This window comes from Microtetraspora niveoalba (assembly GCF_001570405.1).
GTDB lineage: Bacteria > Actinomycetota > Actinomycetes > Streptosporangiales > Streptosporangiaceae > Microtetraspora > Microtetraspora niveoalba.
Genome location: NZ_BBYM01000050.1, coordinates 1 through 23,057, shown reverse-complemented (window position 1 = coordinate 23,057; position 23,057 = coordinate 1). Strand labels below are relative to the sequence as shown.

The 23,057-nt window shown below is 69.3% G+C and carries 22 protein-coding genes and 1 rRNA gene; 12 read left to right on the top strand and 11 right to left on the bottom strand.

The window, feature by feature from the left end:
* Window positions 1-11 precede the first annotated feature (11 nt).
* The gene (locus AWQ70_RS34455; protein ID WP_066951230.1) at window positions 12-314 is read right to left on the bottom strand and encodes a DUF3263 domain-containing protein; all 303 of its coding nucleotides are present in this window, start codon (window positions 312-314) and stop codon (window positions 12-14) included.
* A gap of 94 nt (window positions 315-408) precedes the next feature.
* Here AWQ70_RS34455 and AWQ70_RS34450 point away from each other — a divergent pair, with 94 nt between their 5' ends.
* Both AWQ70_RS34450 and AWQ70_RS34445 read left to right on the top strand, forming a co-directional pair.
* Complete coding sequence (locus AWQ70_RS34450; RefSeq protein WP_245647290.1) at window positions 409-1,230, top strand: SAM hydrolase/SAM-dependent halogenase family protein; 822 nt, start codon at window positions 409-411, stop codon at window positions 1,228-1,230.
* A 110-nt stretch (window positions 1,231-1,340) separates the two neighbouring features.
* Window positions 1,341-2,393: a S8 family serine peptidase gene (locus AWQ70_RS34445; protein ID WP_067185916.1), complete on the top strand. Its 1,053-nt coding sequence runs from the start codon at window positions 1,341-1,343 to the stop codon at window positions 2,391-2,393.
* Window positions 2,394-2,409: 16 nt separating this feature from the next.
* On the opposite strand, the gene AWQ70_RS34440 is transcribed toward AWQ70_RS34445, so the two are convergent.
* From AWQ70_RS34440 to AWQ70_RS34420, 5 genes are all read right to left on the bottom strand, one after another.
* Entirely contained in the window at window positions 2,410-3,429 is a 1,020-nt protein-coding gene (locus AWQ70_RS34440; RefSeq protein WP_067185913.1) for an ABC transporter ATP-binding protein, read from the bottom strand.
* Window positions 3,413-4,444 carry an ABC transporter ATP-binding protein gene (locus tag AWQ70_RS34435; protein WP_084518127.1) on the bottom strand — a complete coding sequence of 344 codons (1,032 nt, stop codon included), beginning with the start codon at window positions 4,442-4,444 and terminating at the stop codon, window positions 3,413-3,415. The genes AWQ70_RS34440 and AWQ70_RS34435 overlap by 17 nt, the downstream gene beginning before the upstream one ends.
* A gap of 12 nt (window positions 4,445-4,456) precedes the next feature.
* Complete coding sequence (locus tag AWQ70_RS34430; RefSeq protein WP_067185910.1) at window positions 4,457-5,404, bottom strand: ABC transporter permease; 948 nt, start codon at window positions 5,402-5,404, stop codon at window positions 4,457-4,459.
* On the bottom strand, window positions 5,397-6,323 hold the full coding sequence (locus AWQ70_RS34425) for an ABC transporter permease (RefSeq protein ID WP_067185908.1): 927 nt from the start codon (window positions 6,321-6,323) through the stop codon (window positions 5,397-5,399). The genes AWQ70_RS34430 and AWQ70_RS34425 overlap by 8 nt, the downstream gene beginning before the upstream one ends.
* A 198-nt stretch (window positions 6,324-6,521) precedes the next feature.
* A complete protein-coding gene (locus tag AWQ70_RS34420; RefSeq protein WP_067185907.1) occupies window positions 6,522-8,219 on the bottom strand; it encodes a peptide ABC transporter substrate-binding protein in 1,698 nt (565 codons plus the stop codon).
* A gap of 473 nt (window positions 8,220-8,692) precedes the next feature.
* Between AWQ70_RS34420 and AWQ70_RS34415 the strand changes: the two genes are divergently transcribed.
* The 4 genes from AWQ70_RS34415 (at window position 8,693) to AWQ70_RS40060 (ending at window position 11,291) form a co-directional block, all read left to right on the top strand.
* On the top strand, window positions 8,693-9,598 hold the full coding sequence (locus AWQ70_RS34415) for an ABC transporter permease (protein WP_067185904.1): 906 nt from the start codon (window positions 8,693-8,695) through the stop codon (window positions 9,596-9,598).
* Window positions 9,591-10,436 (top strand): ABC transporter ATP-binding protein, encoded by an 846-nt coding sequence (locus AWQ70_RS34410; protein ID WP_084518126.1) that lies wholly within the window; start codon window positions 9,591-9,593, stop codon window positions 10,434-10,436. The genes AWQ70_RS34415 and AWQ70_RS34410 overlap by 8 nt, the downstream gene beginning before the upstream one ends.
* Window positions 10,437-10,526: 90 nt before the next feature.
* Window positions 10,527-11,063 (top strand): YbhB/YbcL family Raf kinase inhibitor-like protein, encoded by a 537-nt coding sequence (locus AWQ70_RS34405; RefSeq protein WP_067185903.1) that lies wholly within the window; start codon window positions 10,527-10,529, stop codon window positions 11,061-11,063.
* 66 nt (window positions 11,064-11,129) lie between these two features.
* Window positions 11,130-11,291: a hypothetical protein gene (locus AWQ70_RS40060; protein ID WP_169808785.1), complete on the top strand. Its 162-nt coding sequence runs from the start codon at window positions 11,130-11,132 to the stop codon at window positions 11,289-11,291.
* 159 nt (window positions 11,292-11,450) lie between these two features.
* On the opposite strand, the gene AWQ70_RS34400 is transcribed toward AWQ70_RS40060, so the two are convergent.
* Window positions 11,451-12,479 carry a hypothetical protein gene (locus tag AWQ70_RS34400; protein WP_067185901.1) on the bottom strand — a complete coding sequence of 343 codons (1,029 nt, stop codon included), beginning with the start codon at window positions 12,477-12,479 and terminating at the stop codon, window positions 11,451-11,453.
* Between the two features lie 374 nt (window positions 12,480-12,853).
* Window positions 12,854-14,173 carry a KamA family radical SAM protein gene (locus AWQ70_RS34395; protein ID WP_067185897.1) on the bottom strand — a complete coding sequence of 440 codons (1,320 nt, stop codon included), beginning with the start codon at window positions 14,171-14,173 and terminating at the stop codon, window positions 12,854-12,856.
* Between the two features lie 190 nt (window positions 14,174-14,363).
* On the opposite strand from AWQ70_RS34395, the gene AWQ70_RS34390 reads away from it, so the two are divergent.
* The 4 genes from AWQ70_RS34390 to AWQ70_RS34375 all read left to right on the top strand — a co-directional run bounded on the left by AWQ70_RS34390 (window position 14,364) and on the right by AWQ70_RS34375 (window position 19,580).
* On the top strand, window positions 14,364-14,957 hold the full coding sequence (locus AWQ70_RS34390; protein WP_084518125.1) for a DUF1707 SHOCT-like domain-containing protein: 594 nt from the start codon (window positions 14,364-14,366) through the stop codon (window positions 14,955-14,957).
* A gap of 65 nt (window positions 14,958-15,022) precedes the next feature.
* Window positions 15,023-16,078, top strand: a complete 1,056-nt coding sequence (gene plsX / locus AWQ70_RS34385; protein ID WP_281197175.1) for a phosphate acyltransferase PlsX — start codon at window positions 15,023-15,025, stop codon at window positions 16,076-16,078.
* A 52-nt stretch (window positions 16,079-16,130) separates the two neighbouring features.
* On the top strand, window positions 16,131-17,852 hold the full coding sequence (gene argS, locus AWQ70_RS34380) for an arginine--tRNA ligase (RefSeq protein ID WP_067185892.1): 1,722 nt from the start codon (window positions 16,131-16,133) through the stop codon (window positions 17,850-17,852).
* A gap of 414 nt (window positions 17,853-18,266) precedes the next feature.
* Entirely contained in the window at window positions 18,267-19,580 is a 1,314-nt protein-coding gene (locus AWQ70_RS34375) for a hypothetical protein (RefSeq protein WP_084518124.1), read from the top strand.
* 129 nt (window positions 19,581-19,709) lie between these two features.
* Here the strand turns inward: AWQ70_RS34375 and AWQ70_RS34370 are convergent, their stop codons facing one another.
* Complete coding sequence (locus AWQ70_RS34370; RefSeq protein WP_067185890.1) at window positions 19,710-20,090, bottom strand: cell division protein SepF; 381 nt, start codon at window positions 20,088-20,090, stop codon at window positions 19,710-19,712.
* Window positions 20,091-20,256: 166 nt separating this feature from the next.
* On the opposite strand from AWQ70_RS34370, the gene AWQ70_RS34365 reads away from it, so the two are divergent.
* Window positions 20,257-21,048: a PhzF family phenazine biosynthesis protein gene (locus tag AWQ70_RS34365; RefSeq protein ID WP_067185888.1), complete on the top strand. Its 792-nt coding sequence runs from the start codon at window positions 20,257-20,259 to the stop codon at window positions 21,046-21,048.
* 221 nt (window positions 21,049-21,269) lie between these two features.
* On the opposite strand, the gene AWQ70_RS41760 is transcribed toward AWQ70_RS34365, so the two are convergent.
* Window positions 21,270-21,713, bottom strand: a complete 444-nt coding sequence (locus AWQ70_RS41760) for a hypothetical protein (protein WP_067185884.1) — start codon at window positions 21,711-21,713, stop codon at window positions 21,270-21,272.
* Between AWQ70_RS41760 and AWQ70_RS34355 the strand changes: the two genes are divergently transcribed.
* Window positions 21,678-22,580 carry a helix-turn-helix transcriptional regulator gene (locus tag AWQ70_RS34355; protein WP_067185883.1) on the top strand — a complete coding sequence of 301 codons (903 nt, stop codon included), beginning with the start codon at window positions 21,678-21,680 and terminating at the stop codon, window positions 22,578-22,580. The two genes, AWQ70_RS41760 and AWQ70_RS34355, sit on opposite strands and share 36 nt — an antisense overlap.
* A gap of 333 nt (window positions 22,581-22,913) precedes the next feature.
* Here AWQ70_RS34355 and rrf read toward each other — a convergent pair.
* Window positions 22,914-23,030: ribosomal RNA gene (rrf, locus tag AWQ70_RS34350) — 5S ribosomal RNA — on the bottom strand.
* Between the last annotated feature and the right edge of the window lie 27 nt (window positions 23,031-23,057).

The window sequence follows — 23,057 nt, the reverse complement described above, 5'->3', positions numbered from 1 at the left end:
CCCCAAAACGGTCAAGGGCCCAGGCGGCGGGCGGCGCGATCACGGCGGCGCGCGGCACGCATCCGCCGCAGGCGCTTGACCAGCATCGGGTCGTGCTCCATCGCCTCGACCCGGTCGATCAGCTCGCCCAGGATCTGGTAGTAACGGGTCGCGGAGATGTCGAAGGTCTCCCGGATGGCCTGTTCCTTGGCTCCCGCGTAGCGCCACCACTGACGCTCGAACGCGAGCACCTGGCGATCGCGATCCGAGAGTGCCTGAGGTCGGGGGGCGTTCTCGGGAGCGGGACCTTCGCCGCCGACCGGCGCAGTATCCATGCTCTCCTCCTCAGCGGGCTTGTGGCCCGCCCTCATGGTAGTCGCGGTACGCCGGGGTGTTCAGAGCGGAGAGCCGGACGTAATGTCACCTGGTGTGACCTCAGTTATCACGCTCCTCACCGACTACGGGCTGGAAGACGGGTTCGTCGCCGCGTGCCACGGAGTGATCATCGGAATAGCGCCACAGGCCCGGATCATCGACGTCGCGCACCTCGTGCCGGAGGGCGACGTGCGGCGTGGGGCGGCGATCCTGGCGCAGACCCTGCCGTACCTGCCGCCGGGCGTGCACATCGCGGACGTCGATCCCGCGATGGGCGGCAACCGCCGCCTGGTCGCCGTGGAGGCGGGCGGGCGGGTGTTCCTCGGCCCCGACAACGGCGTGCTGTCCTGGGCGGTCCACGCGGCGGGCGGCGCGGAGGCGGCCTACGAGATCGCCGACGAGGACCTGTTCCTCAAGCCGGTGTCGCCGACGTTCCCCGGGCGGGACATCTTCGCGCCCGTGGCCGCGCACATCTGCGCCGGGCATCGGCCATCCGACGTGGGCCCCCGGATCGACGTCCTCGGGCTGGTCTCACTGCCCGCGCCCACCTCGCGGCTGCGGGACGGCGCGGTCGAGGGCGAGGTGCTGTCGGTGGACCGCCACGGCAACGTGCAGCTCTCCATCACGGGGGCGGACCTCGCCGCCCTGGGCGTACGCGCGGGCGACACGATCGGCGTCTGGCTCGGCCGGCGCCAGCTCGCCGTGCCGTACCGGGAGACGTTCGCGGCGGTGCCGCCCGGGGACCTGGTCGCGTTCACCGACTCGGCGGGGCTCATCGCGCTCGCGGTCAACTCCGGCGACGCGTCCGAACGGCTCGGCCTGCCCCCCGGCGCGCACGTACGGCTGTCGCCGCCGTCGCAGAAGAGTCAGCAGTGAGATAACGGAGCGCGACGGCCCGTTCACCGAAACACCGGCTCCGACCGGCCGGCCCGTGCGAGAATTGGCCCTTCCTGGCCCGCGCACCCGGGGAGGAGGCCCGTCACGGCATGAGGTCGGCGCTGCTGTTCTGCGTCGTCCCTCTCCTGCTGGCCGCCTTCCTGCTCACCGGCGCGACGGCCGGCCCCTCCGACGACCTCGGCGCGACGATGCGGGCCCGCCAGTGGCCGCTCCAGGCGATGGAGGTCAGGGAGGCGTGGCGCACCACCCGCGGCGCCGGGATCACGGTCGCCGTGCTCGACACCGGCGTCGACGACCGGCACCCCGACCTCTCCGGAGCGGTCGTCCAGGGCCCCGACCTCACCGGGACCACCTCCGGGTCCGGGGCCCGGCCGTCCTGCGGCCCCGCGTCGCCCGCGAGCGCTCCCGCCGACACTCCCCGCGCGTCGCCGGGAAAGCACGGCACCGCGATGGCCGCCCTGATCGCGGGACGCGGACACGGCCCGGCCCGCGCGTACGGCGTCCTCGGCGTCGCCCCCGAGGCGCGCATCCTCTCCGTCAAGGTCACCCTGGACGGCGACGACCCGCTCTGGACCGGCGGCGGAGAGGTCTGCCGCGACGCCGTCGCCCGCGGCATCCGGTACGCGGTGGACCACGGCGCGCAGGTGATCAGCATGTCGCTCGGCGGGGGCAGCGGCGCCTACCGGGGCTCGGCGGCCGAGGAGCGGGCCGTCCGGTACGCGCTGTCCCGCCAGGTCGTGCTGGTCGCGTCCTCCGGCAACGACGGCGCCGAGGCGAACCGGAGGAACTTCCCCGCCGCCTACCCCGGAGTGATCGCGGTGGGCGCGGTGGACCGGGCGCTGCGTCCCGCGGGCTTCTCCAACCGGCAGGACTATCTCACCCTGGCCGCGCCCGGGACGGAGATCGTCAGCGCCCGGGGTCGCGGCTCCTACGTGACCGCGGACGGGACCAGCGCCGCCGCGGCCCTCGTCTCCGGCGTCGCCGCGCTGGTCCGCTCCCGCTACCCCGACCTGCCGGCCCGGGACGTGCGGCGGGCGCTCCGACTCGGTGCCGCCCCGCCACCGCCCGGCGGCTCCCCCGACGCGTACGGCGCCGGAACGGCGAACGCCCGGCGCGCCCTTGAGGCGGCCGGGCGTCTGTGACCCGTGAGCGGCGGCGTCAGTTCACGTGGACGACGTCCTCCGACTCGGCGAAGTGGCAGGCGCTCGGGTGGTCGCCGCTCTTCGGACGGATCTCCAGCAGCGGCTCCTGCTCGGCGCAGATGTCCTGCGCCTTCCAGCAGCGCGTACGGAAGCGGCAGCCCGACGGCGGGTTGGCCGGCGAGGGCGGGTCGCCCTTGAGGATGATCCGCTCCCGCTGCTCGCGCCCCTCCGGGTCGGGCACGGGCACGGCCGACAGCAGGGCCTGCGTGTACGGGTGGCTCGGCCGGTCGTAGATGTCGGAGTCCTTGCCGACCTCGACCATCTTGCCGAGATACATCACCGCGACCCGGTCGGAGATGTGGCGCACCACCGACAGGTCGTGGGCGATGAAGATGTACGCGAGGTTGAACTCCTTCTGGAGGCTGTCCAGCAGGTTCATCACCTGTGCCTGGATCGACACGTCGAGCGCGGAGACCGGCTCGTCGCAGATGATGATCTCAGGCTGGAGCGCGAGCCCCCGCGCGATGCCGATGCGCTGCCGCTGGCCGCCGGAGAACTGGTGCGGATAGCGGTTGATGTGGTCGGGGTTGAGGCCCACGACCTCCAGCAGCTCCTGCACCCGCTTGCGCCGGTCGCCCTTCGGCGCGACCCCCTGGTGGATCTCGAACGGCTCGCCGACGATGTCGCCGACCGTCATCCGGGGGTTCAGCGAGGTGTAGGGGTCCTGCATCACCATCTGGATGTTGCGGCGCATGTGCTTGAGCTCGGATCCCTTGGCGGCGGCGATGTCCTTGCCGTTCACCAGGACCTTGCCCGACGTGGGCTTCTCGAGCGCCATCAGGAGCTTGGCCAGGGTGGACTTGCCGCAGCCCGACTCGCCCACGATGCCCAGCGTCTCGCCGCGGTGGAGGTCGAAGGAGACGCCGTCGACCGCCTTGATCGCGCCGATCTGCCGCCGGTAGAGGATGCCCTGGGTCAGCGGGAAGTGCTTGACCAGGTCGCGGACTTCGAGCACGACCTCACTGGGCGTCGCCATCGAGGACCTCCCTCCAGAAGTGGCAGGCGCTGCCGCGCGTGCCGCTGATCGTGTGCAGCGGGGGAACGTCGGTCACGCACTTCTCCTGCCGGTACGGGCAGCGGGGGTTGAACGCGCAGCCCGTCGGCATGTCGAGCAGGTTGGGCGGCATCCCCTTGATCGCGTACAGCTCCTGGCCCTTGAGGTCGACCCGGGGGATCGACTCCAGCAGGCCCTTGGTGTACGGGTGCGCCGGGTTGCGGTAGAGATCGTGGACCGAGGCGTTCTCCACGATCCGCCCGCCGTACATGACGGCGATCTTGTCGGCGACGTCGGCGACGACGCCGAGGTCGTGGGTGATCAGGATCAGGCCCATGTTGCTCTCGCGCTGCAGTTCGGCGAGCAGCTCCATGATCTGCGCCTGCACCGTCACGTCGAGCGCGGTGGTCGGCTCGTCCGCGATCAGCACCTCGGGGTCAAGCGCGATCGACATCGCGATCATGATGCGCTGGCGCATACCGCCGGAGAACTGGTGAGGATAGTCGCTCACCCGGTCCTTGGCGGCCGGGATGCGCACCCGGTCCATGAGCTCGACGGCCTTCTTCTTGGCGTCGGCCCGGGACATGCCGCGGTGCATCCGGAACATCTCGGCGATCTGCCAGCCGACCGGGAAAACCGGGTTGAGCGCGGACAGCGCGTCCTGGAAGATCATGGCGATGCCCTCGCCCCTGACCTTCCTGCGCTCGTCCTCCGGCAGCTTCAGCAGGTCCGTCCCGCGGAAGCGGATCTCGCCGCCGACGATCTTGCCGGGCGGGATGTCCAGGATGCCCATGATGGTCTGGGCGGTGACGCTCTTGCCGGAGCCGGACTCGCCCAGCACGGCCAGCGTCTCCCCCGCGTTCACGCTGTAGGTGACGCCGTTCACGGCCTTGGCCACGCCCGCCCGCGTGTGGAACTCGACCTGGAGGTTCTCGACCTCCAGGAGCGCTCCACCGCCGGTGCCGCCGCTCTTGGTCTCGGGAAGCACTTCGGTCACGGTACGTGCCTCCTAGCGAAGCTTCGGGTCGAGTGCGTCGCGCACGGCTTCGCCCAGCATGACGAAGGTGAGCACGCAGAGGGACAGGAAGGCGGCCGGGAAGAGCATCGCGTGCGCGCCGGTCCGGATGTACCGGGTGTGGTCCGCGATCGCGATACCCCACGAGATGACGGGCGTGCGCAGGCCGATGCCGAGCAGCGACAGCGTCGCCTCGGCGCCGATGTAGCTGCCGATCGTGATCGTGGCGTACACCAGGATCGGGGCCAGCGAGTTCGGCAGCAGGTGCTTGAAGACGATCCGGAACGGCCCGGCACCGAGGGCACGCGCCGCCTGCACGTAGTCCTGGTGCTTCGCCTGGATGACCGCCGACCGGGCGATGCGGGCCAGCACGGGCCAGCCGAGCACCGCGAGCACGAGGATCACGACCGTCATGATCATGGTCTTGCCGGGGTTGGACTGCACCGGTGCCACCGAGCCCAGGATGATGATCGCGCCCAGCACGTACGGCACGCCGAGGAAGATCTCACCGATGCGGGACAGCAGCGAGTCGAGCCACCGTCCCCGATACGCCGCGATCACGCCGATCACGCCGCCGAGGATCACGGTGCCCACCGTGGCGAGCACGCCCACGATGATCGAGGTGCGGGCGCCGTAGATGGTGCGCGCGAACACGTCGCGGCCCTGCAGGTCGAACCCGAACCAGGCGTCCGAGCTCGGCGGCTCCATGCTCCTGGCCAGGGTCGCGTACTCGGGGTTCTTGTCCGTGAACAGCGTCGGGAAGGCGGCCATGACCAGGAACACGAGAAGCAGTGCGAAGGAGACCCAGAAGATCTTCCGGCGCTTCAGGATGTCCCAGGTGTCGTGCCACAGGCCGCGCGGCTTGTCCGCCTTGGCGGGCGCCGCGGCCGTCGGCTCCGGCGTGCCCTGGATCAGGTCTTGCGTGGCGGTCGGTTCACTCATAACGGATCCTCGGGTCGAGCACGCCGTAGAGGAGGTCGACGAGCAGGTTGGCGAGCAGATAGACCAGCACCAGCAGTGACGCGATCGGCACCACGATGGTGAAGTCGTGGTCGTTGACCGCTCGCCACAGCAGGCCGCCGATGCCGTTGATGTTGAAGATGCCCTCGGTGATGATCGCGCCGGACATCAGGGAGCCGACCTCGGTGCCGATGAAGGTCAGCGCGGGGATCAGCGAGTTGCGCAGGAGGTGCACACCCACCACCCGGCGGTTCGTCATGCCCTTGGCGATCGCCGTCCGCACGTAGTCGGACCTGCGGTTCTCGATGATGCTCGTACGTGTCAGCCGGGCGGTGAAGGCCAGGTTGAGGCTGGCGAGCACGAACGCCGGGATGATCAGTTCGGAGAACGGCGCCTCGGGCGAGACGGTCGGCTTCACCCACTCGAGCTGCACGCCGAGCAGCCACTGCAGGAGGAAGCCGGTGACGAAGACCGGCAGCGAGAGAAGAACCAGCGACGAGATCGTGATGACGTTGTCGATGAAGCCGCCGCGCTTGAGTCCGGAGAGCACGCCGGCGGTGATGCCGATGACGGCCTCGATGGCGACGGCCATCAGACCGAGCCGGACCGTGATCGGCCACGAGTCGGCGAGCTGCGACGCGACGGAGACGTTGTTGAAGTTGACGCCAAGGTCGCCGGTCAGCAGGTTCTTCAGGAAGTGCCAGTACTGCACGATGATCGGCTGGTCGAGGCCGAACTCCGCGCGCATGGCGTTGATGTAGGCGTCCGGGCACGGACGCTGGCCGCAGCGCGCGGCGAAGGGGTCGCCGGGAAGCTGCCAGACCATGTAGTTGATGAGAAATGTCGTGCCGAGGAGCACGGGTATGAGTTGCAACAGGCGCCGGATCGCATATCGGCCCATGCGCACCTCCACTCTGACGCTAAAAGGTCGTGCACGCGAATCCCCTACCGGTCCACAATGCCGCAGGTGGATGAGTGCGGGTGACCGAAAGGAAGGGCTGGACGGTGGCGACCACGTGACGTTGCGTGATCACCGACAAACAGCCAGCGAGGCCGGCCCCGGGTCAGGAACCGGCCTCGTGGCACATGCGAGGCGAGCCTACGCTTCCTTGATCGCGATGGAGAGCGGGTCGAGGACGCCGAACGGCGTGACCTTCACCCCGGTCACCCACTTGGAGGTGCCGGCCTGCAGACCGTAGGACCACAGCGGGATGGCGTTCATGTCCTTGACCAGCATGGCCTCAGCCTCCTGGTACTTGGCGATGGAGTCCGCCGGGTCGGTCGCGGTGTCGGCCTCGCGCAGCTTGGCGTCGAGCTCCTTGTCGCTGAACTCACCGTCGTTCGAGCCCGCACCCGTCTTGTACAGCGGGTTCAGGAAGTTCTCGATGTGCGGGTAGTCCATCTGCCAGCCGGTGCGGAACAGGCCCTTCATCTTCCGGGTCGTGATGATGTCACGGAACTCGGCGAAGGTCGGGACCGGCTTGCCGACGAAGGTCACGCCGGCGTCCGGGCCGAAGGCCTGGTTGAGGCTGTTGGCCGTGGCGTCCACCCACTCCTTGTGAGCGGAGTCGCCGTTGTACCAGATCGGGAACTCCTTGGGCGGCGTGTAGCCGGCCGCCTTGGCCTTCGCGAGGTACTCCTTGGCCTTGGCCGGGTCGTAGCTGCAGAACTCGCCGCAGGCGCCCGGCGTCTTGTAGCCGTCGACCAGCGGGGAGATCCAGCCGTCCAGCGGGACGCGGGCCTTGTTGAAGATCTTCTCGGTGATCGTCTTCCGGTCGATGCCCAGAGCGACGGCCTTGCGGAAGTCCGCGTTGCCGCCGAACTCCTTGTCGTACAGCGGGAAGGTGATCGTCTGGATGACGCCCTGCTGGCCCTCGATGGCGCGGTCGCCGAGGTCGCTCTTCCACTTGTCGCCGGCGAGGGCCGACGGCGGGACGAGCTCGGTGAAGTCGAGGTTGTTGGAGACCAGGTCCGCGTAGGCCGCGTCGTCGTCCTTGTACATCTTGTAGACGATCTTCTTGACCTTGGGCTTCTCGGCGCCCGGGTAGTCCGGGACGGCCTCGATCACGATCTGCGAGTTGTGGTCCCACTTCACGAACTTGAAGGGGCCGTTCGTGACCGGGTTGCTCGCGAAGGCCTTCGGGTCCTTGAAGAACGCCTCGGGGAGCGGGGAGAAGGTGGTGTAGCCCAGCTTGGTGCGGAACACCGCCTCGGGGGCCGTCAGCGTCACCTTGAAGGTCAGGTCGTCGATCACCTCGAGACCGGACATCTTGTCGGTCTTGGGCTTCGGGGCCTCCTTCGGCCCGTCAGCGCCGTCCGGGTCCTCGGTCGCCACGTCGGAGTAGCCCTCGACGCTACCGAACCACCAGCCGCCGTTCTGCGCGTTCGGGCTGTACGCGGTGTAGTTCCACGCGTCCACGTAGTTCTTGGCGGTGACCGGCGTGCCGTCGCTCCACTTCAGGCCCGGCTTGAGCTTGATCGTCCAGACCTTGTTGTCCGGGCTCTCGATCGACTCGGCCTGGCTCAACTCGGGGGCGGCGGTGTCGCTGTTGTACTTGATCAACTGGTCGTAGACGAACTGGTTGATCGTGCCGCCACACGTCTCGTTGATGTTGCCCGGGACGAAGCCGGTCTGGGGCTCACATCCGCGGATGAAGACGGTGCCGTCGGCCGCGCGCGGGTTTGTGCCGCCGCCGCCGCTGTCGCCGGAGCTGCTGCCGCCACCGCCGCACGCGGCGACACCCAGCGCAAGCAGCGCGGTGCCGGCGGCGATCTGTGCGCCCTTAGCTACGCGCATAGTGGATTGATCCTCCCTCTAAGGATGGGCGTTGGCGGGCCCGCCGGTCTCCGCACGTGGGCTCCTCGGATGGTGGTGAGGTTCCCTCGTTTGCAAACATGGTCAAGCCTGCTTGACGCCCTGCCAGTCGTCGCGAGCATCCCTCACTCCGCACACCAGACGAGTCTCTGGTGCGTTGCAGTTCGGTCACACGTGCGTTGGCGGGGCGTCATACGCATACCAACAAGGCCGGGCTAAATGCCGATGCGAAGCCCAAACCACCCAATAAGGTACACATAGGATGGGATTGGTGGGGCATCGGAGCCGTCATGACGTAAGACCTCGTGCCGTTGTCCCCATACCACGAGCCGCTGGGCTACCTTTGACCATGCCGCGGCCCCGCGCCACGCGACGGTAGCGGCCGACATCCGCGAGAGGCCAACGGATCACCATCACCGGTCTCTTACTCATCACCATCCAATAGAGTCCATCCCATGAGCCAGCCGGATTCCGCGGTCGCGGACGCCCAGGCGGGCGGCGGGGCGCCGGAGTCACTGGCCGCGCTCGCCGCGCGACACGGGTTGCGACGCGCCATCGCGCGCCCCAGCCTGCCCGCGTACCTGCGCCAATTGTGGACGCGAAGGCACTTCATCCTGACGTACGCCACGTCCAGGACCGTGTCGAAGTACTCCGAGTCGGCGCTCGGCCAGCTCTGGCAGGTGCTCACGCCGCTGCTCAACGCCGCCGTCTACTGGCTGATGTTCGGCGTCATCCTCGGGCAGAGCAAGAACATCGAGAACTACCCCGCGTTCCTCATCACCGGGGTCATGGTCTTCACCTTCACCCAGCGCACCGTGACCGGCGGCGCCAAGTCCGTCTCGTCCAACCTGTCGCTCATCCGGGCCCTCCACTTCCCGCGCGCCTCACTGCCCCTGGCGTACGCCGTGCAGGAGCTGCAGCAGCTCGCCTGGTCGATGGGCGTGCTCGTCCTGCTCATCCTGGTCACCGGGGAGCCGATCACCTGGCTCTGGCTGCTCATCCCCGTGACGCTGGCCCTGCAGCTGGTCTTCAACATCGGCATGAGCCTCTTCATGGCCCGGGTCGGCGCGTTCGTCCGCGACATGAACCAGCTCCTGCCGTTCATCACCCGGACCTGGCTGTACGCCTCCGGAGTCTTCTACAGCATCAGCGAGCGGACGGACAAACTGCCCGAAGTGCTCCGCTGGGCCCTCGAGTTCAACCCGGCCGCCGCGTACATCGAGTTCATGCGGGACCTGCTGATCTACCAGAGATTCCCCGAACGCTGGGCCTGGATAACCTGCGTATTCTGGGCGGTGTTCGCACTGATCGTCGGCTTCTGGTACTTCTGGCGCGCCGAGGAGAGGTACGGACGTGGCTGAGCTGACCAAGGAGTCGTCCCACGTGGCCCAGGAAGAGTCGCAGGAGCCCAAGCCCGCCAAGAAGCCCAAGCCCCCCAAGGCCACGGTGGAGCTCGGAACCCCCACGGTGATCGTGGACAACCTGCACATCGTCTACAAGGTCTACGGCGCCGCCTCAGACTCGCAGAAGGGCAACGCCGCCAACGCGCTCATGCGCATCGTCCGGCGCCAGGGCCGTCCCCAGATGAAGGAGGTCCACGCCGTCAAGGGTGTCTCCTTCGTCGCCCGGCACGGCGAGGCGATCGGCATCGTGGGCCGCAACGGCTCCGGCAAGTCCACGCTGCTGCGGGCGATCGCCGGACTGCTCCCGCCGCACAAGGGCGCCGTCTACACCGACGGCCAGCCGTCCCTGCTCGGCGTCAACGCGGCCCTGATGAAGGAGCTCACCGGCGAGCGCAACATCGTCCTCGGCTGCTACGCCATGGGCATGTCCCCCGGCGAGCTGCGCGACAAGTACGACGAGATCGTCGACTTCTCCGGCATCGGCGAGTTCGTGCAGTTCCCGATGTCCACCTACTCCTCGGGCATGGGCGCGCGGCTGCGCTTCGCCATCTCCTCGGCGAAGACCCACGACGTCCTCCTCATCGACGAGGCCCTGGCCACCGGCGACCGCGAGTTCAAGAAGCGCAGCCAGAAGCGCATCAAGCAGATGCGCGAGTCGGCCGGCACCGTCTTCCTGGTCGCCCACAACCTCGACGTCATCGAGGACACCTGCAGCCGGGTGATCTGGCTGCACAAGGGCAAGATCAAGATGGACGGCGACCCGACCGAGGTGCTCGCCGCGTACAACAAGGCCTGATCCCGGCCCTGAGCGCGGTCAGTGGCGACCGGGCGGCGGCCGTACCAGGATGGGAGGCGACCATGACGTCTCACCATCGGAGGACGGATCGTGCCGACGCAGCCGCCGATTCCCTATGATCACCTGCCGCAGGTGCCCAGCCTGACCGTCGAGAGCGACGACGTCCGGGACGGCGAGCGCCTGTCCGGCGCCCACGTTTTCGACGACTGGGGCATGAGCGGCGGGAACCTTTCGCCGAGCCTGCGCTGGTCGGGTGCGCCCGAGGGCACGAAGAGCTACGCGGTGACCTGCTTCGACCCGGACGCGCCCACCGGCAGCGGATTCTGGCACTGGCTCCTGTACGACATCCCCGCGGACGTCACCGAGTTGCCGACCGGCGCGGGCACGGCCGCGGACTTCGCCGGCCTCCCCGAGGGCGCCCAGCACGGGCGCAACGACTACGGCCTGCGCGCGTACGGCGGCGCCGCCCCGCCGCCCGGATGGCCGCACCGCTACGTCTTCGCGGTGCACGCGTTGAAGGTCGAGAAGCTCGGGGTGGGCGAGGACGCGTCGGCCGCCGCGGTGGGCTTCAACATCACCGCCAACACCCTGGCCCGCGGTTACATCGCGCCGACCTACGAAACCTGATGCGGTCACCCCTGCGTTCCATTATGATTCGAACGTAGATTCGACCCGGACCAACCGGAGGTCGGGATGGGTGACCTCGCCACGGCGATCGACCGCTTGGCCGCCGAGGATCCTGCGGAGCTTCCGTTCGACCAGATCGCCCAGCAGCTGATCGACCTGCACTGGCAGATGGCCCGACTGCAGGCGGAGATCGGGCGGCGCACCTGCCTGCGCGGCTCGTACAACTGATCCCGCGCCCGGCCCCGGCCGGCGCCGCCCCACATCGGGGGACGGCGCCGCCGGACCGGCGGACGACACGAAAGAGCCGGCCGACGCCTGGATGGCGCCGACCGGCTCTTTCGTGCTCTCAGAACTGCTCGGTGCCCCGTCGGCACCGGGCCTCCACGATCAGCTGCCGGACCGGGTGTAGGACGAGGTGCCCGGAGTGCTGGTGCCCGGCGTGCTGGTGGTCGTCGTGGTCGTGGTGGTGGTCGGCGTGCCGCCGTTGGTGCTGGTGCTGCTGGTCTGGGTGTTCTTGACCACGGTCACCGTGTTCCACGGCACGACGGTGGTGGTCACCGTCTTCGACCAGCCGTTGACACGGGTGGTGGTGGTCGACGAGGTCGACTTCACCGTGTGGAAGGCGGTGGTGGCCACACCGGGGATCAGCACCCTGACCCCGGCCAGGGCGTTGACCCCGACGTTGACGTTGAGCAGAGCGCTGAGGTTGGCCACGAGGCCGACGTTGATGGCGGCGTTCACGTTGGCCGTGAGCGCGGCCTGGGTGGTGGCCAGCGTCCGCACGTCACCGACGAGGAGGACGACGGGGATCCTGATGCCCGCGAGGACGGCCACGCCGGCGCTCAGGGGCGCGGTCGTGACGGTGGTGAGGGTGGCGGCCGCGTTGGCGGCGGCGCTCGCGGCGACGGCGAGCTGGGCCGCGACGACCGCGTTCGCGTTCACCGCGGCGTTGACGGCGGCGTTGACGTTGGCGGTGAGGGTGGCGGCGACGCCCGCGGTGAGGTTCGCGGCGGCGGTGAGCTGGGCCTGCACGTTCGCGTTCACGTTCGCGGCGAGCGCGGCGGTGACGCCGGCGGTCAGGTCCGCGGCCGCGGCGAGCTGAGCCTCCGTGGCGGCCTTGACGTCGACGACGGCGCCGAGCGCGACGTTCGCCGTGGCGGCGAGCTGGGCCGCGACCGTCGCGTTGACGGTGGCGTCCGCGTGAGCCGCCAGGTTCGCCACGGTGGCGAGCTGGCCCTGCAGGGAGCCGGTCGCGCCGGCGACCACGTCGGCGCGGACGTCTGCGAGGACCCTCGTGACGGCCGCGAGCTGCGCGTCGGCGCCGGTGTCAGCGGCCGAGGCCTGGGCCGGCACGGCGGACATGCCCGCGATACCGGCGGTGACGAGGACCGCGGCAGCCTTAATGATTCGATTCATAATTCCCCCGGTTCATATCCCATTTCACGAGAGCGGGAATTTACCCCTCGTGTGCCGGCGTACGTCGCCGGCCAGGACTCAGCTACGGACGGCATTTGTATCACCCTTCTCGGTGATGGGCCTGCCGAGCTCGTCCCGGGCGCTACCAGGGAAGAGGACCGGAATATCCGGAAATCAGGGGACTACCGATCACCTTCCAGTCATCCCCAGGAATCCCTTTTCATCGGGATATGAGCGAAGCGTTCCCCGGCCTGGGAGAAAGGCTGGGTAAACGCGCCTCCCAGGCCGGGCGAACAGATTTTCCTCGCGCTTGAGAATTCAGCCCGATACCGGGGCCCGCGACGGGACGCCCCGGGAGCCGATTCCGTACCGGATCAGGCGCCGGCGCGGGCGAGGCCGTCCGCGGCCTCGAACGGGAAACGGTCCGCGAAAGCCGGTCGCAGGTCGTCGAGCCAGACCGCGTTCGGGTCGTAACGGGCGAAGAACGGGCGCCCGACCAGATCGGGGTCGCGCGCCTGGATGAAGTGGAGGACGAAGACGCGCTCGCCGGCGACCTCGGTGACGCCGTCGACGCACACCTTGCCGGGAGTGGCGGACATGGACGGCCCCCGGACCGTACGGCACAGCCCGGACACCTGGGCGTACGCGTCGCGGAAGATCCGGTGGGCATCGGCGAGGGGGACCGCGAAGTAGTCCTGCGGGCCGGTGTCGCGCTCGACGAACATGTAATAGGGGATCAGGCCCATGGCGGTCTGCCGCCGCCACATGTGGGCCCAGGTGTCGGGCCGGTCGTTGATGGAGCGGATGAGCGGCGCCTGGGTCCTGATGGTCGCCCCGCTCTCCTGGATCCGCCCGACCGCCGTCTGCACGATGTCGGGTTCGAGCTCGCGGGGGTGCGAGAAGTGCGCCATGAAGGCGAGGCTCTTGCCCGCCGCGACCACCTCGGAGAAGAGCTTGAGCGTCGCGTCCGCGTCCGGGTCGCCGACGAACCTGTCCGGCCAGTACGCCAGGGACTTGGTGCCGATGCGGATGGACTCGATCTGCTCCAGTCCGAGCAGCGGCTCGACGTACCGGCGGAGCACCGCCTCACTCATGATCATCGGGTCGCCGCCGGTGAAGAGGATGCTCGTCACCTCGGGATTGGCCTTGACGTACTCGACGAGGTTGCCGATGTCGTCGGAGGCCATCTTCAGGTCGGGCTCACCGATGAACTGCGCCCACCGGAAGCAGTAGGTGCAGTACGCGTGGCAGGTCTGCCCCTGCTTCGGGAAGAACAGCACGGTCTCGGGGTATTTGTGCTGCAGCCCCGGAACGACTTCGCCTCCCACGCGGGGCACGTTGAGTTCGAGTTGCCCGGCCGGGTGCGGGTTGAGCCGCATCCGGATCTCGCGGGCCGCCTCCTGGACCCGCGCCGCCGGCGCGCCGTCGCGCAGTAGGCCCGCCAGCCGCGAGACGTCCGCCTCGGGCAGCATGTCCTCCTGCGGGAAGACGAGCCGGTAGATCGGGTCATCGGGGACGGCCGACCAGTCGATCAGGTGGTCGACGACATAGGCGTTCGTGCGGAACGGCAGGACCGTGGCCACGGCCCGCACGCGCAGCCGGGCCTCGCCGTCGAGGCCGCCGCGGCCGAGAAGTTCGTCGAGATGCTTGGTGGTGTAGGCCCGGAAGCCGCGTTTGCCTTCGCTAAAGATCACTCGGCCTTCCTTTCTCGGTAGGTTTTGGGAACTGTGTAAACCAACTACCCCCGTCGCGCGTCTGAGGTTCTCATATAACCCGAGCGAGCGCCTCCACCGCAGGTTCCACAGCCGGGAAACTTCCTTGTGAGGTTCTGCCGCAACCGTCGACATCTCGCGACATATCGCGAAAAGGAGTATCGTGCGGCTTGTGACTTCCTTGACCCCATACGGCGATGGAGACGCAGGCCAGCGGGCCTCGGACGCCGACCGGGACAGGATCGCCGCCGTCCTCGGTGAGGCCCTGGCCACCGGCCGCCTCACCTCCACCGAACACGCGGACCGGCTCGACGCGGCCTACAGCGCGGTGACGATCGGCGACCTCATCCCCCTGACCCACGACCTTCCCGACCTTTCCGGCACCTCCCAGGCATCGGTCCCGACGGCCGAACGGCAGGAAGTGGCCGCGGTCTTCAGCAAGGTCATCCGCGGCGGCCGCTGGGTCGCCGGCCGCCACACACAACTCCGCTCGACCTTCGGCGCGCTGATCGTGGATCTGCGCGACGCGGTGCTGCCCGGCCGGGAGATCACCCTCGAACTCAACTCGTTCTGCGGCAAGCTCATCGTCCGGGTGCCGGAGAACGCCCGGATCCTGGACGAGGGCAGCGCGCTGTTCTCCAAGCGCCACGTCTCCGGCGGCCACGAGGGCGACGGTCCGCTCATCAGGGTGACCGGGAAGGCCAGGTTCGGAAAGATCATCCTTTCGCGGGTCGCCGCCGACTGGCACTCCCCCTGGCAGGGCTGACCGTCCCGCGCCCACGTAAGGTCTACGCTCGCGCCAGCGATCCGCGCAGGTGGCAGACTCGTGAGGTGAACCGATTGGACCGTGTCGCGCCTGCTCCGGCCCCGGTCGGCACGCTTCCGGTGGCTCTCGACGCCATGGGCGGCGACAACGCCCCCGGAGAGATCGTGGCGGGAGCCGTACTGGCGGTCAGGGAACGCGGCGTTCCCGTGGTCCTCGTCGGCCAGCCGCGGCTGCTCTACGAAGCGCTGGCCGCGCACGACGCCACCTCCGAGATCCCCATCGTCCGCGCGGAGGAGGCCCTCGCCATGGACGAGGGGGCGCTCGCCAGCCTGCGCCGTCCCCGCTCCAGCATCGCGGTCGCCTGCCACCTGCTGAAACGCGGCGACGCCTCGGCCGTGGTCTCGGCCGGGTCGACCGCGGGGGTGGTCGCCACCGGAAAGCTGCGCCTGCGCGGGCAGCAGGGCGTCGGACGCCCCGCCATCGCGGTCACCCTGCCGACCCTGCCGACGCCCACCGTGCTCCTCGACGCGGGCGCCAACGCCGACGCCAAGCCCGAGATGCTGGTCCAGTTCGCGCACCTCGGCGTCGCCTTCGCGCAGACCGCGCTCGACCTCCCCCGGCCCCGGGTCGGGCTGCTCACCATCGGGTCGGAGGCGGAGAAGGGCAACAAGCTGGTCAAGCGGGCCCACGAGTTGCTCTCCGCCACGCCCGGGGTCGACTTCATCGGAAACGTCGAAGGCCACGACCTCCTCACCGGCCGGGCCGACATCGTCGTCACCGACGGATTCACCGGCAATGTCGCGCTGAAGACCCTCGAAGGCAGCATCAGGTACGCCTTCGCCCAGTTCAGGGAGACGATCGAGGAGAGCGCCGTGGCCCGGCTCGGCGGCGTGCTCCAGCGCCCCCGGCTGCGCCGCCTCTACCGCCGGCTCGACCCCGAGGCCCACGGCGGAGCCGTACTGCTCGGCCTGAACGGCACCGTCGTCATCGCGCACGGCTCGTCCAGGGCCGCCGGCGTCGCGGCCGCGTGCGAGCTGGCCGCCCGGCTCTCCTCCGGAGAGATCGTCGCCCGCATCGGCGAGCGGATCGCCTCGATCCCGAGATCCCATCGGCTCTGGTGAGACGGGCTTCGGGCCTGGAAAACGGGTGGACGCGCGTCGATAAACTTGGCGCATGACCGACCCGCAACTCGTACTCGCCGCGCGGGTCCAGCAGGCGCTGGGCACCGCGTTCGGCCAGGAGTACTCCGCCGAAGACCCGCTGATCAGGCCCTCACAGTTCGCCGACTACCAGGCGAACGTCGCGCTCAGCCTGGCCAAGCGGCTCCGACGCGCGCCGCGGGAGGTCGCCCAGGCCCTGGTGGACGCGCTCGACACCACCGACATCCGGGTCGAGATCAGCGGCCCGGGGTTCCTCAACCTGACCCTCGACGACGGCTGGATCGGCGCGCAGGCCGCCCGGCTGCTCGAGGACGAGCGGATCGGCGTGCCGCAGCCCGCCCCCAAGACCATCGTCATCGACTACTCCGCGCCCAACGCGGCCAAGGAGATGCACGTCGGGCACCTGCGCACCACGATCGTCGGCGACACGCTCGCGCGCACGCACGAGCACCTCGGCGACAACGTCATCCGGCAGAACCACCTCGGCGACTGGGGCACCCCGTTCGGGATGCTGATCGAGCACCTGCTCGACATCGGCGAGAAGGAGTCCCTCGACCGGCTCGCCGCCGGCGACGGCAACGCCTTCTACCAGGAGGCCCGTCGCAAGTTCGACAGCGACCCCGAGTTCGAGGAGCGCGCCCGCCGCCGGGTGCCGCTGCTGCAGGGCGGCGACCCCGACACGCTCCGCCTCTGGCGCGAGTTCATCGAGTACACCCAGCGGTACTTCAACCGGGTCTACCGGCAGCTCGGCGTCACCCTCACCGACGACGACATCGCCGGCGAGAGCATGTACAACCCGATGCTGGCCGACGCGTGCGACGAGCTGGAGCACGCGGGTGTCGCCGTCATGAGCGAAGGCGCGCTCTGCGTCTTCCCGCCCGGCTTCACCGGCCGCGACGACCAGCCGCTCCCGCTGATCATCCGCAAGAGCGACGGCGGGTACGGCTACGCCACCACCGACCTCGCCGCCATCCGGTACCGCGTACGCGACCTGAAGGCCGACCGCATCCTCTACGTCGTGGGCGCGACCCAGTCGCTGCACTTCCAGATGGTGTTCGCGTCGGCTCGCCTGGCGGGCTGGCTGACCGACGACGCCAGCGCCGAGCACGTGCAGATCGGCAGTGTGCTGGGCAGCGACGGCAAGATGTTCAAGACCCGCAGCGGCGAGTCGGTCAAGCTGACCGAGTTGCTGGAGGAGGCAGTCATCCGGGCCGAGGCGGTCATCGCCGACCGTGGCTACGACGCCTCCACCCGGCGCTCGATCGCGCAGCAGGTCGGCATGGGCGCGGTCAAGTACGCCGACCTGTCGGTCAGCCACGACAGCGAGTACGTCTTCGACTTCGACCGCATGCTCGCGCTGACCGGCAACACCGGGCCGTACCTGCAGTACGCCACCGCCCGGATCCGCTCGATCTTCCGCAACGGCGAGATCGACCCGGCCACCGTGTCCGGTCCGATCGTCCTCGGCGAGCCCGCGGAACGCGCCCTCGCGCTGCAGCTCCTCGGTTTCGGCTCGGTCGTCGAGAGCGTCGCCGAGCTGTCCGAGCCGCACCGGCTGTGCAACTACCTCTTCGACGTGGCCCAGGCGTTCACGTCGTTCTACGAGAGCTGCCCGGTGCTCAAGGCCGAGGACGACGTGGTGCGGCGGTCGCGCCTCGCTCTCTCCGCCCTGACCCTCCGGGTCCTGCTCCAGGGCCTCGACCTGCTCGGCATCGAGGTTCCCGAGCGGATGTGACGGCCGTCCCCCGCCCCGCGGCCGGCCGCTACGGGGCGGGGACGCCTCCGCACCGCCATCCGGCACTCGGCGACGAGGGGCCGGTGGAGCCGGTCGCCGCCGGGGACGGCATGCGAATGGGAACACCCGTCCCGAGCGGCTCCAGGGCGGGAACCGGCATGCGCCGCTTCGGGGCGGGGACCATGGCATGCGGGTCTCCGGGGGCCGCTCGGCACCCCGTCGGTGCGGCCGCCGGGCAGAGGTAACTCTCCACGTCGTCATTCGGCGCGTCTCGTCCAGATATGCCGCCACGACGGTCTAGTCTTGACCCGGTCAAGGGAGTGTCCGCCGATCCCGCAGTGCGTGGCCACCGCCAGGAGCGGTCTTCAGTCGGCGGCATTTCGTCACCTTCTCGGGGAGCGTTCTGCGTTGAGCATGGACCTGAGCAAGAACCCCGACGTCGCGGGTCTCGCCGACACCACCGAGCTGCATCGGTACGCTGAAGCGCTCCTGGTCCACCTCGCCGCCGACGGGAGCGCGCCCGGCCTGCCGCCCGGCATCGCCGACGTCCCCGGCTACTGGCTCGCCCCCGCCGTCGAAGCCCTCATCCTCACACTCGCGGGCGAGGACGCCATGGAGCCGCTCTCCCGCGCCGCCAGCCTGGACGAGGGCCGCACCGCGCTCTTCCTCTGCCTCGCCCTCGCCGTCGCCGGCCACGGCGACCGCATCCACGCCTCCTGGCTCGGCACCGCCTTCGGCGACCTGAGCGACGACCACCCGGTGACCTCCGGTCAGCGCGCCGTGTGGCTCGCCGCGGCTCGCGGCGCGTACGGGCCGGTCGGAAAGATCTTCGTGCTCCGCAAGCTCGACGCGGTGGCCGTTCCCGCCGAGGACGCCCTCTGGCTGAACGCCCTCGTGCCCGAAGAGCCCGCGGCCGTCGTGCCCCAAGCGCTCACCGGATTTCCCAAACTGGCCGAGATCCCCGAGATCTCCGGTCCGGTCCAGGCGGCCGCCCGGCTGAGTCGGCTGCGCGAACGTTGCGCCGAGATCACCGCGTCCCGGCAGCCCGCCGCCGTCTCCAAGGACGCGACCGGCTCCGTCTGGCCGGACGCCGAGCCTCTCACCGTGCTGCGTACATTGATCGGCCAGGGCGACCAGGAGGGGCCGCTCAGCTCGCTTCGGGGGCATCTGCTCCAGGACGTCCAGCCGGGAGTCGAACCCCACCTCGCCGCGCTCGCCCTCCACGTGGCCGCGCCCGCCGTGAAGGCCGCCGCCGAGTCGCTGCTGCGGGCCGCGCAGGAGCCGCCGCCCGAGACGGTGACCGTTCCGGTGCTCGGCCATCCGGTGGTCCTTCGCCCGGAAGGGCCCGATCGCGACTCCATGCAGGCGGCCGAACACGGCATCGTCACCCAGACGGTGCCGGACCGGCGGGGAAACTGGCTGGGTTACGTGCTCATCGGCATCGGCGTCATCCTGCTCGGCACGGGCTTCGCGGTCTCGCCGGCCGCCGTACTCGCCGGGGTCGCCGTCGCCGGTTGGGGCGCCTTCCTGCTGTGGCGACGCCGCGTGCAGGAGCAGGCCGATCTCGACCGCGTCCAGGCCCGGCTCGCCGAGCTGCACGAGACCGCCGAAGGCGCGGTGTGGGCACTGCACGAGCACGCGCGAGAGTCGCTGAAACGTGCCGACGCGGCCACCGAGGATTTCACGGAGCTCACCCGCCTGCTCCGTCGCGGACCCCGGGCCGCCTGAGCTCGCCCGGGTTTCGGGTCTCTGTGGGTCGTGCGTCGGCGAGCGCCTGATCTCGGTTCGGGTTGTTCACCGGGCTCGTACGGCCGAGCCGGGACGGGCGAACGTACGGCCCGGGATCCCGGCCCGGCGTCAGACCATGGAGACTTCGACGTTGGCAGGGGTCAACAGGAAGACCTTCTCCGCGATGCGCTCGATCCGGCCCTCACAGCCGTACGCGAGGCCGGCCGCGAAATCCACCATCCGCGTCGCCTCGGCCATCGACATGCCGACCACGTCCATGACCACCGTGTGGCCCTCGCGGAAATGCCGCCCAATGGTCAACGCGTCATCGTACTTCTGCGGACGCACCATCACGATCCGCGCGGGCTGTTCCGCGGGCTGCCAGCGCCTGGCCGCCCGCTCCGAGGCCGGCATCCACTCATCCTCGTATTCTTCGTCGCCATAGGGCTCGTCGTACTGCTCAACGCCACCCAGGCCAAGGTAGCTTGCCACCTTGCGCACTGCCCCCATCGGTACATCCTCTCCCCGAGATCCGGCCGCATTGGGCTACCCCGATAGAAAGGACGGTAACCAACCATTCGGCCCCAGTCGGGCGACACGCCCGACTGGCATTTCTTTTTTTCTGGCGTACGCCCCCGCGCCAGGCCGCATTCACGGCGTCGATAGCATCACCCGTATGCGCGTCTTCACCGTCGATTCGTTCACCGACCAACCCTTCAAGGGTAACCCGGCGGGCGTCTGTTTGCTGGAAGCCTCGGCGACTGATTCCTGGATGCAGTCCGTCGCCGCCGAAATGCGTCACTCGGAAACCGCGTTCGTACTCGGCCCGGACGACGACGGACGCTACTCGCTGCGCTGGTTCACTCCGACGGTGGAGGTCGCGCTGTGCGGGCACGCCACCCTCGCCGCGGCGCACGTGCTCTATTCGACCGGCCTCGCCGAAAACACGATCGAATTTACGACGCTGAGTGGAATTCTCACCGTCAGCCAGTCGGAAGACCGCTCCATAGCGATGGATTTCCCAGCGCATTCCCCGTCGGAAATCACCCCGCCGGACGGTTTGGCCGAGGCCCTCGGTGTGCCCGTACGGTGGACAGGAATGGGGCGTACCGATCTCCTCGCCGAGGTCGAGTCGTCACAAGTGGTACGCGATCTGACCCCTGACATCGACGCGCTGTCCGCGTTCGACGTCCGAGCCGTCATCGTGACCGCTCCCGCTGACCCCGCCGACGCGGCTGATTACGTGTCCCGATTCTTCGCTCCCCGGGTCGGCGTCCCAGAGGACCCGGTGACGGGTTCGGCCCACTGCGTCCTGGCGCCGTACTGGTCCGCCAAGCTGGGGCGGGAGAGCCTCCTCGCCGAGCAGCTCTCGCCGCGCACCGGCACGATGCGCACGACCGTCAAGGGGGACCGGGTCGAGCTCGTCGGCCAGGCCCTCACGATCTGGTCCGGCGATCTCCACGTCTAGGAACAGCGGGCGCAGGCCGGACGCGGGCGCAGGCCGGCGTCGAGGAGTGCGGCCTGCAACCGCCGTCGCATGGGGGGAAGCGGTGGCCGGAGCCCGCAGGCGCCACGACGGTCTTTCGCAACGTGTGCCCGGTTACCCATCACGTTTCCAACGGACAGCGTGTCCTTCGTACAGGGGTAACGGGTCGTGACACCGACGCGGGTGCCACGACCCTCGGGTGGCTAGCGAAGTGTGCGGAAGAACGCCCGGATGTCGGCGGTGAGCAGGTCCGGCGCCTCCAGCGCGGCGAAGTGACCGCCCCGATCGAACTCCGACCAGTGGGTGATGGTGTTGCCGCGTTGGGCGTAGCGGCGGATGGGCAGGTCCTGGGCGAACACCGCGACCCCGGTCGGGGTCACGGCCGGCTGGGTGTGCCGGCCCTGGGCGTGCATGTTCTCGTAGTAGAACTGAGCCGCGGACCCGCCGGTGCCGGTGAGCCAGTACAGCATCACGTTGGTCAGCAGCACGTCCCGGTCGATGGCCATCTCGGGCAGATCGGCCGTGGGGAAGGTCCATTCCTTGAACTTCTCGACCAGCCAGGCGAGCTGGCCGACCGCCTCGGCGCCACTACCCGCACTGTGCGCCGGGACGTGGACAAGCTGCGCGACCTGGACTACCCGGTCCACGCGGTGAAGGGCATCGCCGGCGGCTATCGACTCGGCCCGGGCGCCCAACTCCCCCCGCTGTTGCTCGATGACGACGAAGCCGTCGCCTCGGCCATCGCGCTGCGCATGGCGGCCGGCAGCGGTGTCGCGGAGATCGGCGAAACCGCGGTGCGCGCCCTGCTCAAGCTCGAACAGGTGCTGCCGGCCCGGCTCCGGCACCGGGTCGACGCCGTACGGCCCTCCGCGGTGCGCACCCCGTCGCCCGCGTCCGCCGTGGACGCCGACGTGCTGAGCATCATCGGCTCCGCCTGCCGAGACCACCAGCGCCTGCGCTTCGACTACCGCGGCAGCGGCGGTGCCCACACCCGTCGGCTGGTCGAACCGCACGCGCTGGTGACTTGGGGTTCTCGCTGGTATCTGGTCGCCTGGGACTGCGACCGCGGGGACTGGCCCACCTTCCGCGTCGACCGCATCCAGCCCAAGACCCCCACCGGACCACGGTTCACGCCGCGTGAGCTGCCCGGTGGAGACCCTGCCGCACATGTCGCCTCCAGCGTCGGCCGGATGTGGACCTACCAGGCAACTGTCCGGCTGCACATCGCGGCCACCTCCGACATCGCCAGAACCGCCGCGACCTACGGCCGCGTGGAGCCCGTCGACGAAGAGAGCCGCCTGCTGCACATCGGCGCCGACACCCCGCGTGCGCTCACATTCCTGCTCGGCGCGCTCGAGGTCGACTTCGACATCGTTGACGCCCCCGGACTCGCCGTCCATTTGCGGCACATCGCGGAGCGATACCAGCGGGCCGTCAGCCGGGCCGTCAGCGCGTGCCCGCCGGAAAGCCGGGAAGATCGTGCATCTCCCGCCCGCCTTGTCTCAACCACCTGAACGCGCCGGCCGGCCACCAGCCTCACAGGTCTCCTTCCACCGGGTTGCTCATCCAGGTTGCTCATCGGTATCTACCGCAGGGGCTTCACGCATCATGCAGTCCCGCAAGCACAGCCCCCGCGCTCGCGACCCGCGACCCGCGACCCGCGACCAGCACAACTCCCGGAAAACAAAAAAGGGGGCCCGAAGACCCCCACAACGAAACAACAACCAACCCCACAAAACAAAAAGAGGCCACCCCAACCAGACAGGACAACCCCCACAAACACAACAAACAACCCTCGGAAAACGAAGAAGGGGGCCACCCAAAGGTGACCCCCAACTCCAACAATTGTCCGGCGGCGTCCTACTCTCCCACACCGTCCCCAGTGCAGTACCATCGGCGCTGGAAGGCTTAACTTCCGGGTTCGGAATGTAACCGGGTGTTTCCCAACCGCTATAACCGCCGTAACCCTATGAAACACACAACCAGCCACC

What these genes read in the sequence shown, in the direction of transcription:
- AWQ70_RS34370 (WP_067185890.1), bottom strand. Translation starts at nt 20,090, where the DNA reads ATGGGGGCAGTGCGCAAGGTGGCAAGCTACCTTGGCCTGGGTGGCGTT.
- AWQ70_RS34365 (WP_067185888.1), top strand. Translation starts at nt 20,257, where the DNA reads ATGCGCGTCTTCACCGTCGATTCGTTCACCGACCAACCCTTCAAGGGT.
- AWQ70_RS34415 (WP_067185904.1), top strand. Translation starts at nt 8,693, where the DNA reads ATGAGCCAGCCGGATTCCGCGGTCGCGGACGCCCAGGCGGGCGGCGGG.
- AWQ70_RS34440 (WP_067185913.1), bottom strand. Translation starts at nt 3,429, where the DNA reads ATGGCGACGCCCAGTGAGGTCGTGCTCGAAGTCCGCGACCTGGTCAAG.
- AWQ70_RS40060 (WP_169808785.1), top strand. Translation starts at nt 11,130, where the DNA reads ATGGGTGACCTCGCCACGGCGATCGACCGCTTGGCCGCCGAGGATCCT.
- AWQ70_RS34425 (WP_067185908.1), bottom strand. Translation starts at nt 6,323, where the DNA reads ATGGGCCGATATGCGATCCGGCGCCTGTTGCAACTCATACCCGTGCTC.
- AWQ70_RS34375 (WP_084518124.1), top strand. Translation starts at nt 18,267, where the DNA reads ATGGACCTGAGCAAGAACCCCGACGTCGCGGGTCTCGCCGACACCACC.
- AWQ70_RS34420 (WP_067185907.1), bottom strand. Translation starts at nt 8,219, where the DNA reads ATGCGCGTAGCTAAGGGCGCACAGATCGCCGCCGGCACCGCGCTGCTT.
- AWQ70_RS34400 (WP_067185901.1), bottom strand. Translation starts at nt 12,479, where the DNA reads ATGAATCGAATCATTAAGGCTGCCGCGGTCCTCGTCACCGCCGGTATC.
- AWQ70_RS34455 (WP_066951230.1), bottom strand. Translation starts at nt 314, where the DNA reads ATGGATACTGCGCCGGTCGGCGGCGAAGGTCCCGCTCCCGAGAACGCC.
- AWQ70_RS34445 (WP_067185916.1), top strand. Translation starts at nt 1,341, where the DNA reads ATGAGGTCGGCGCTGCTGTTCTGCGTCGTCCCTCTCCTGCTGGCCGCC.
- AWQ70_RS34430 (WP_067185910.1), bottom strand. Translation starts at nt 5,404, where the DNA reads ATGAGTGAACCGACCGCCACGCAAGACCTGATCCAGGGCACGCCGGAG.
- argS (WP_067185892.1), top strand. Translation starts at nt 16,131, where the DNA reads ATGACCGACCCGCAACTCGTACTCGCCGCGCGGGTCCAGCAGGCGCTG.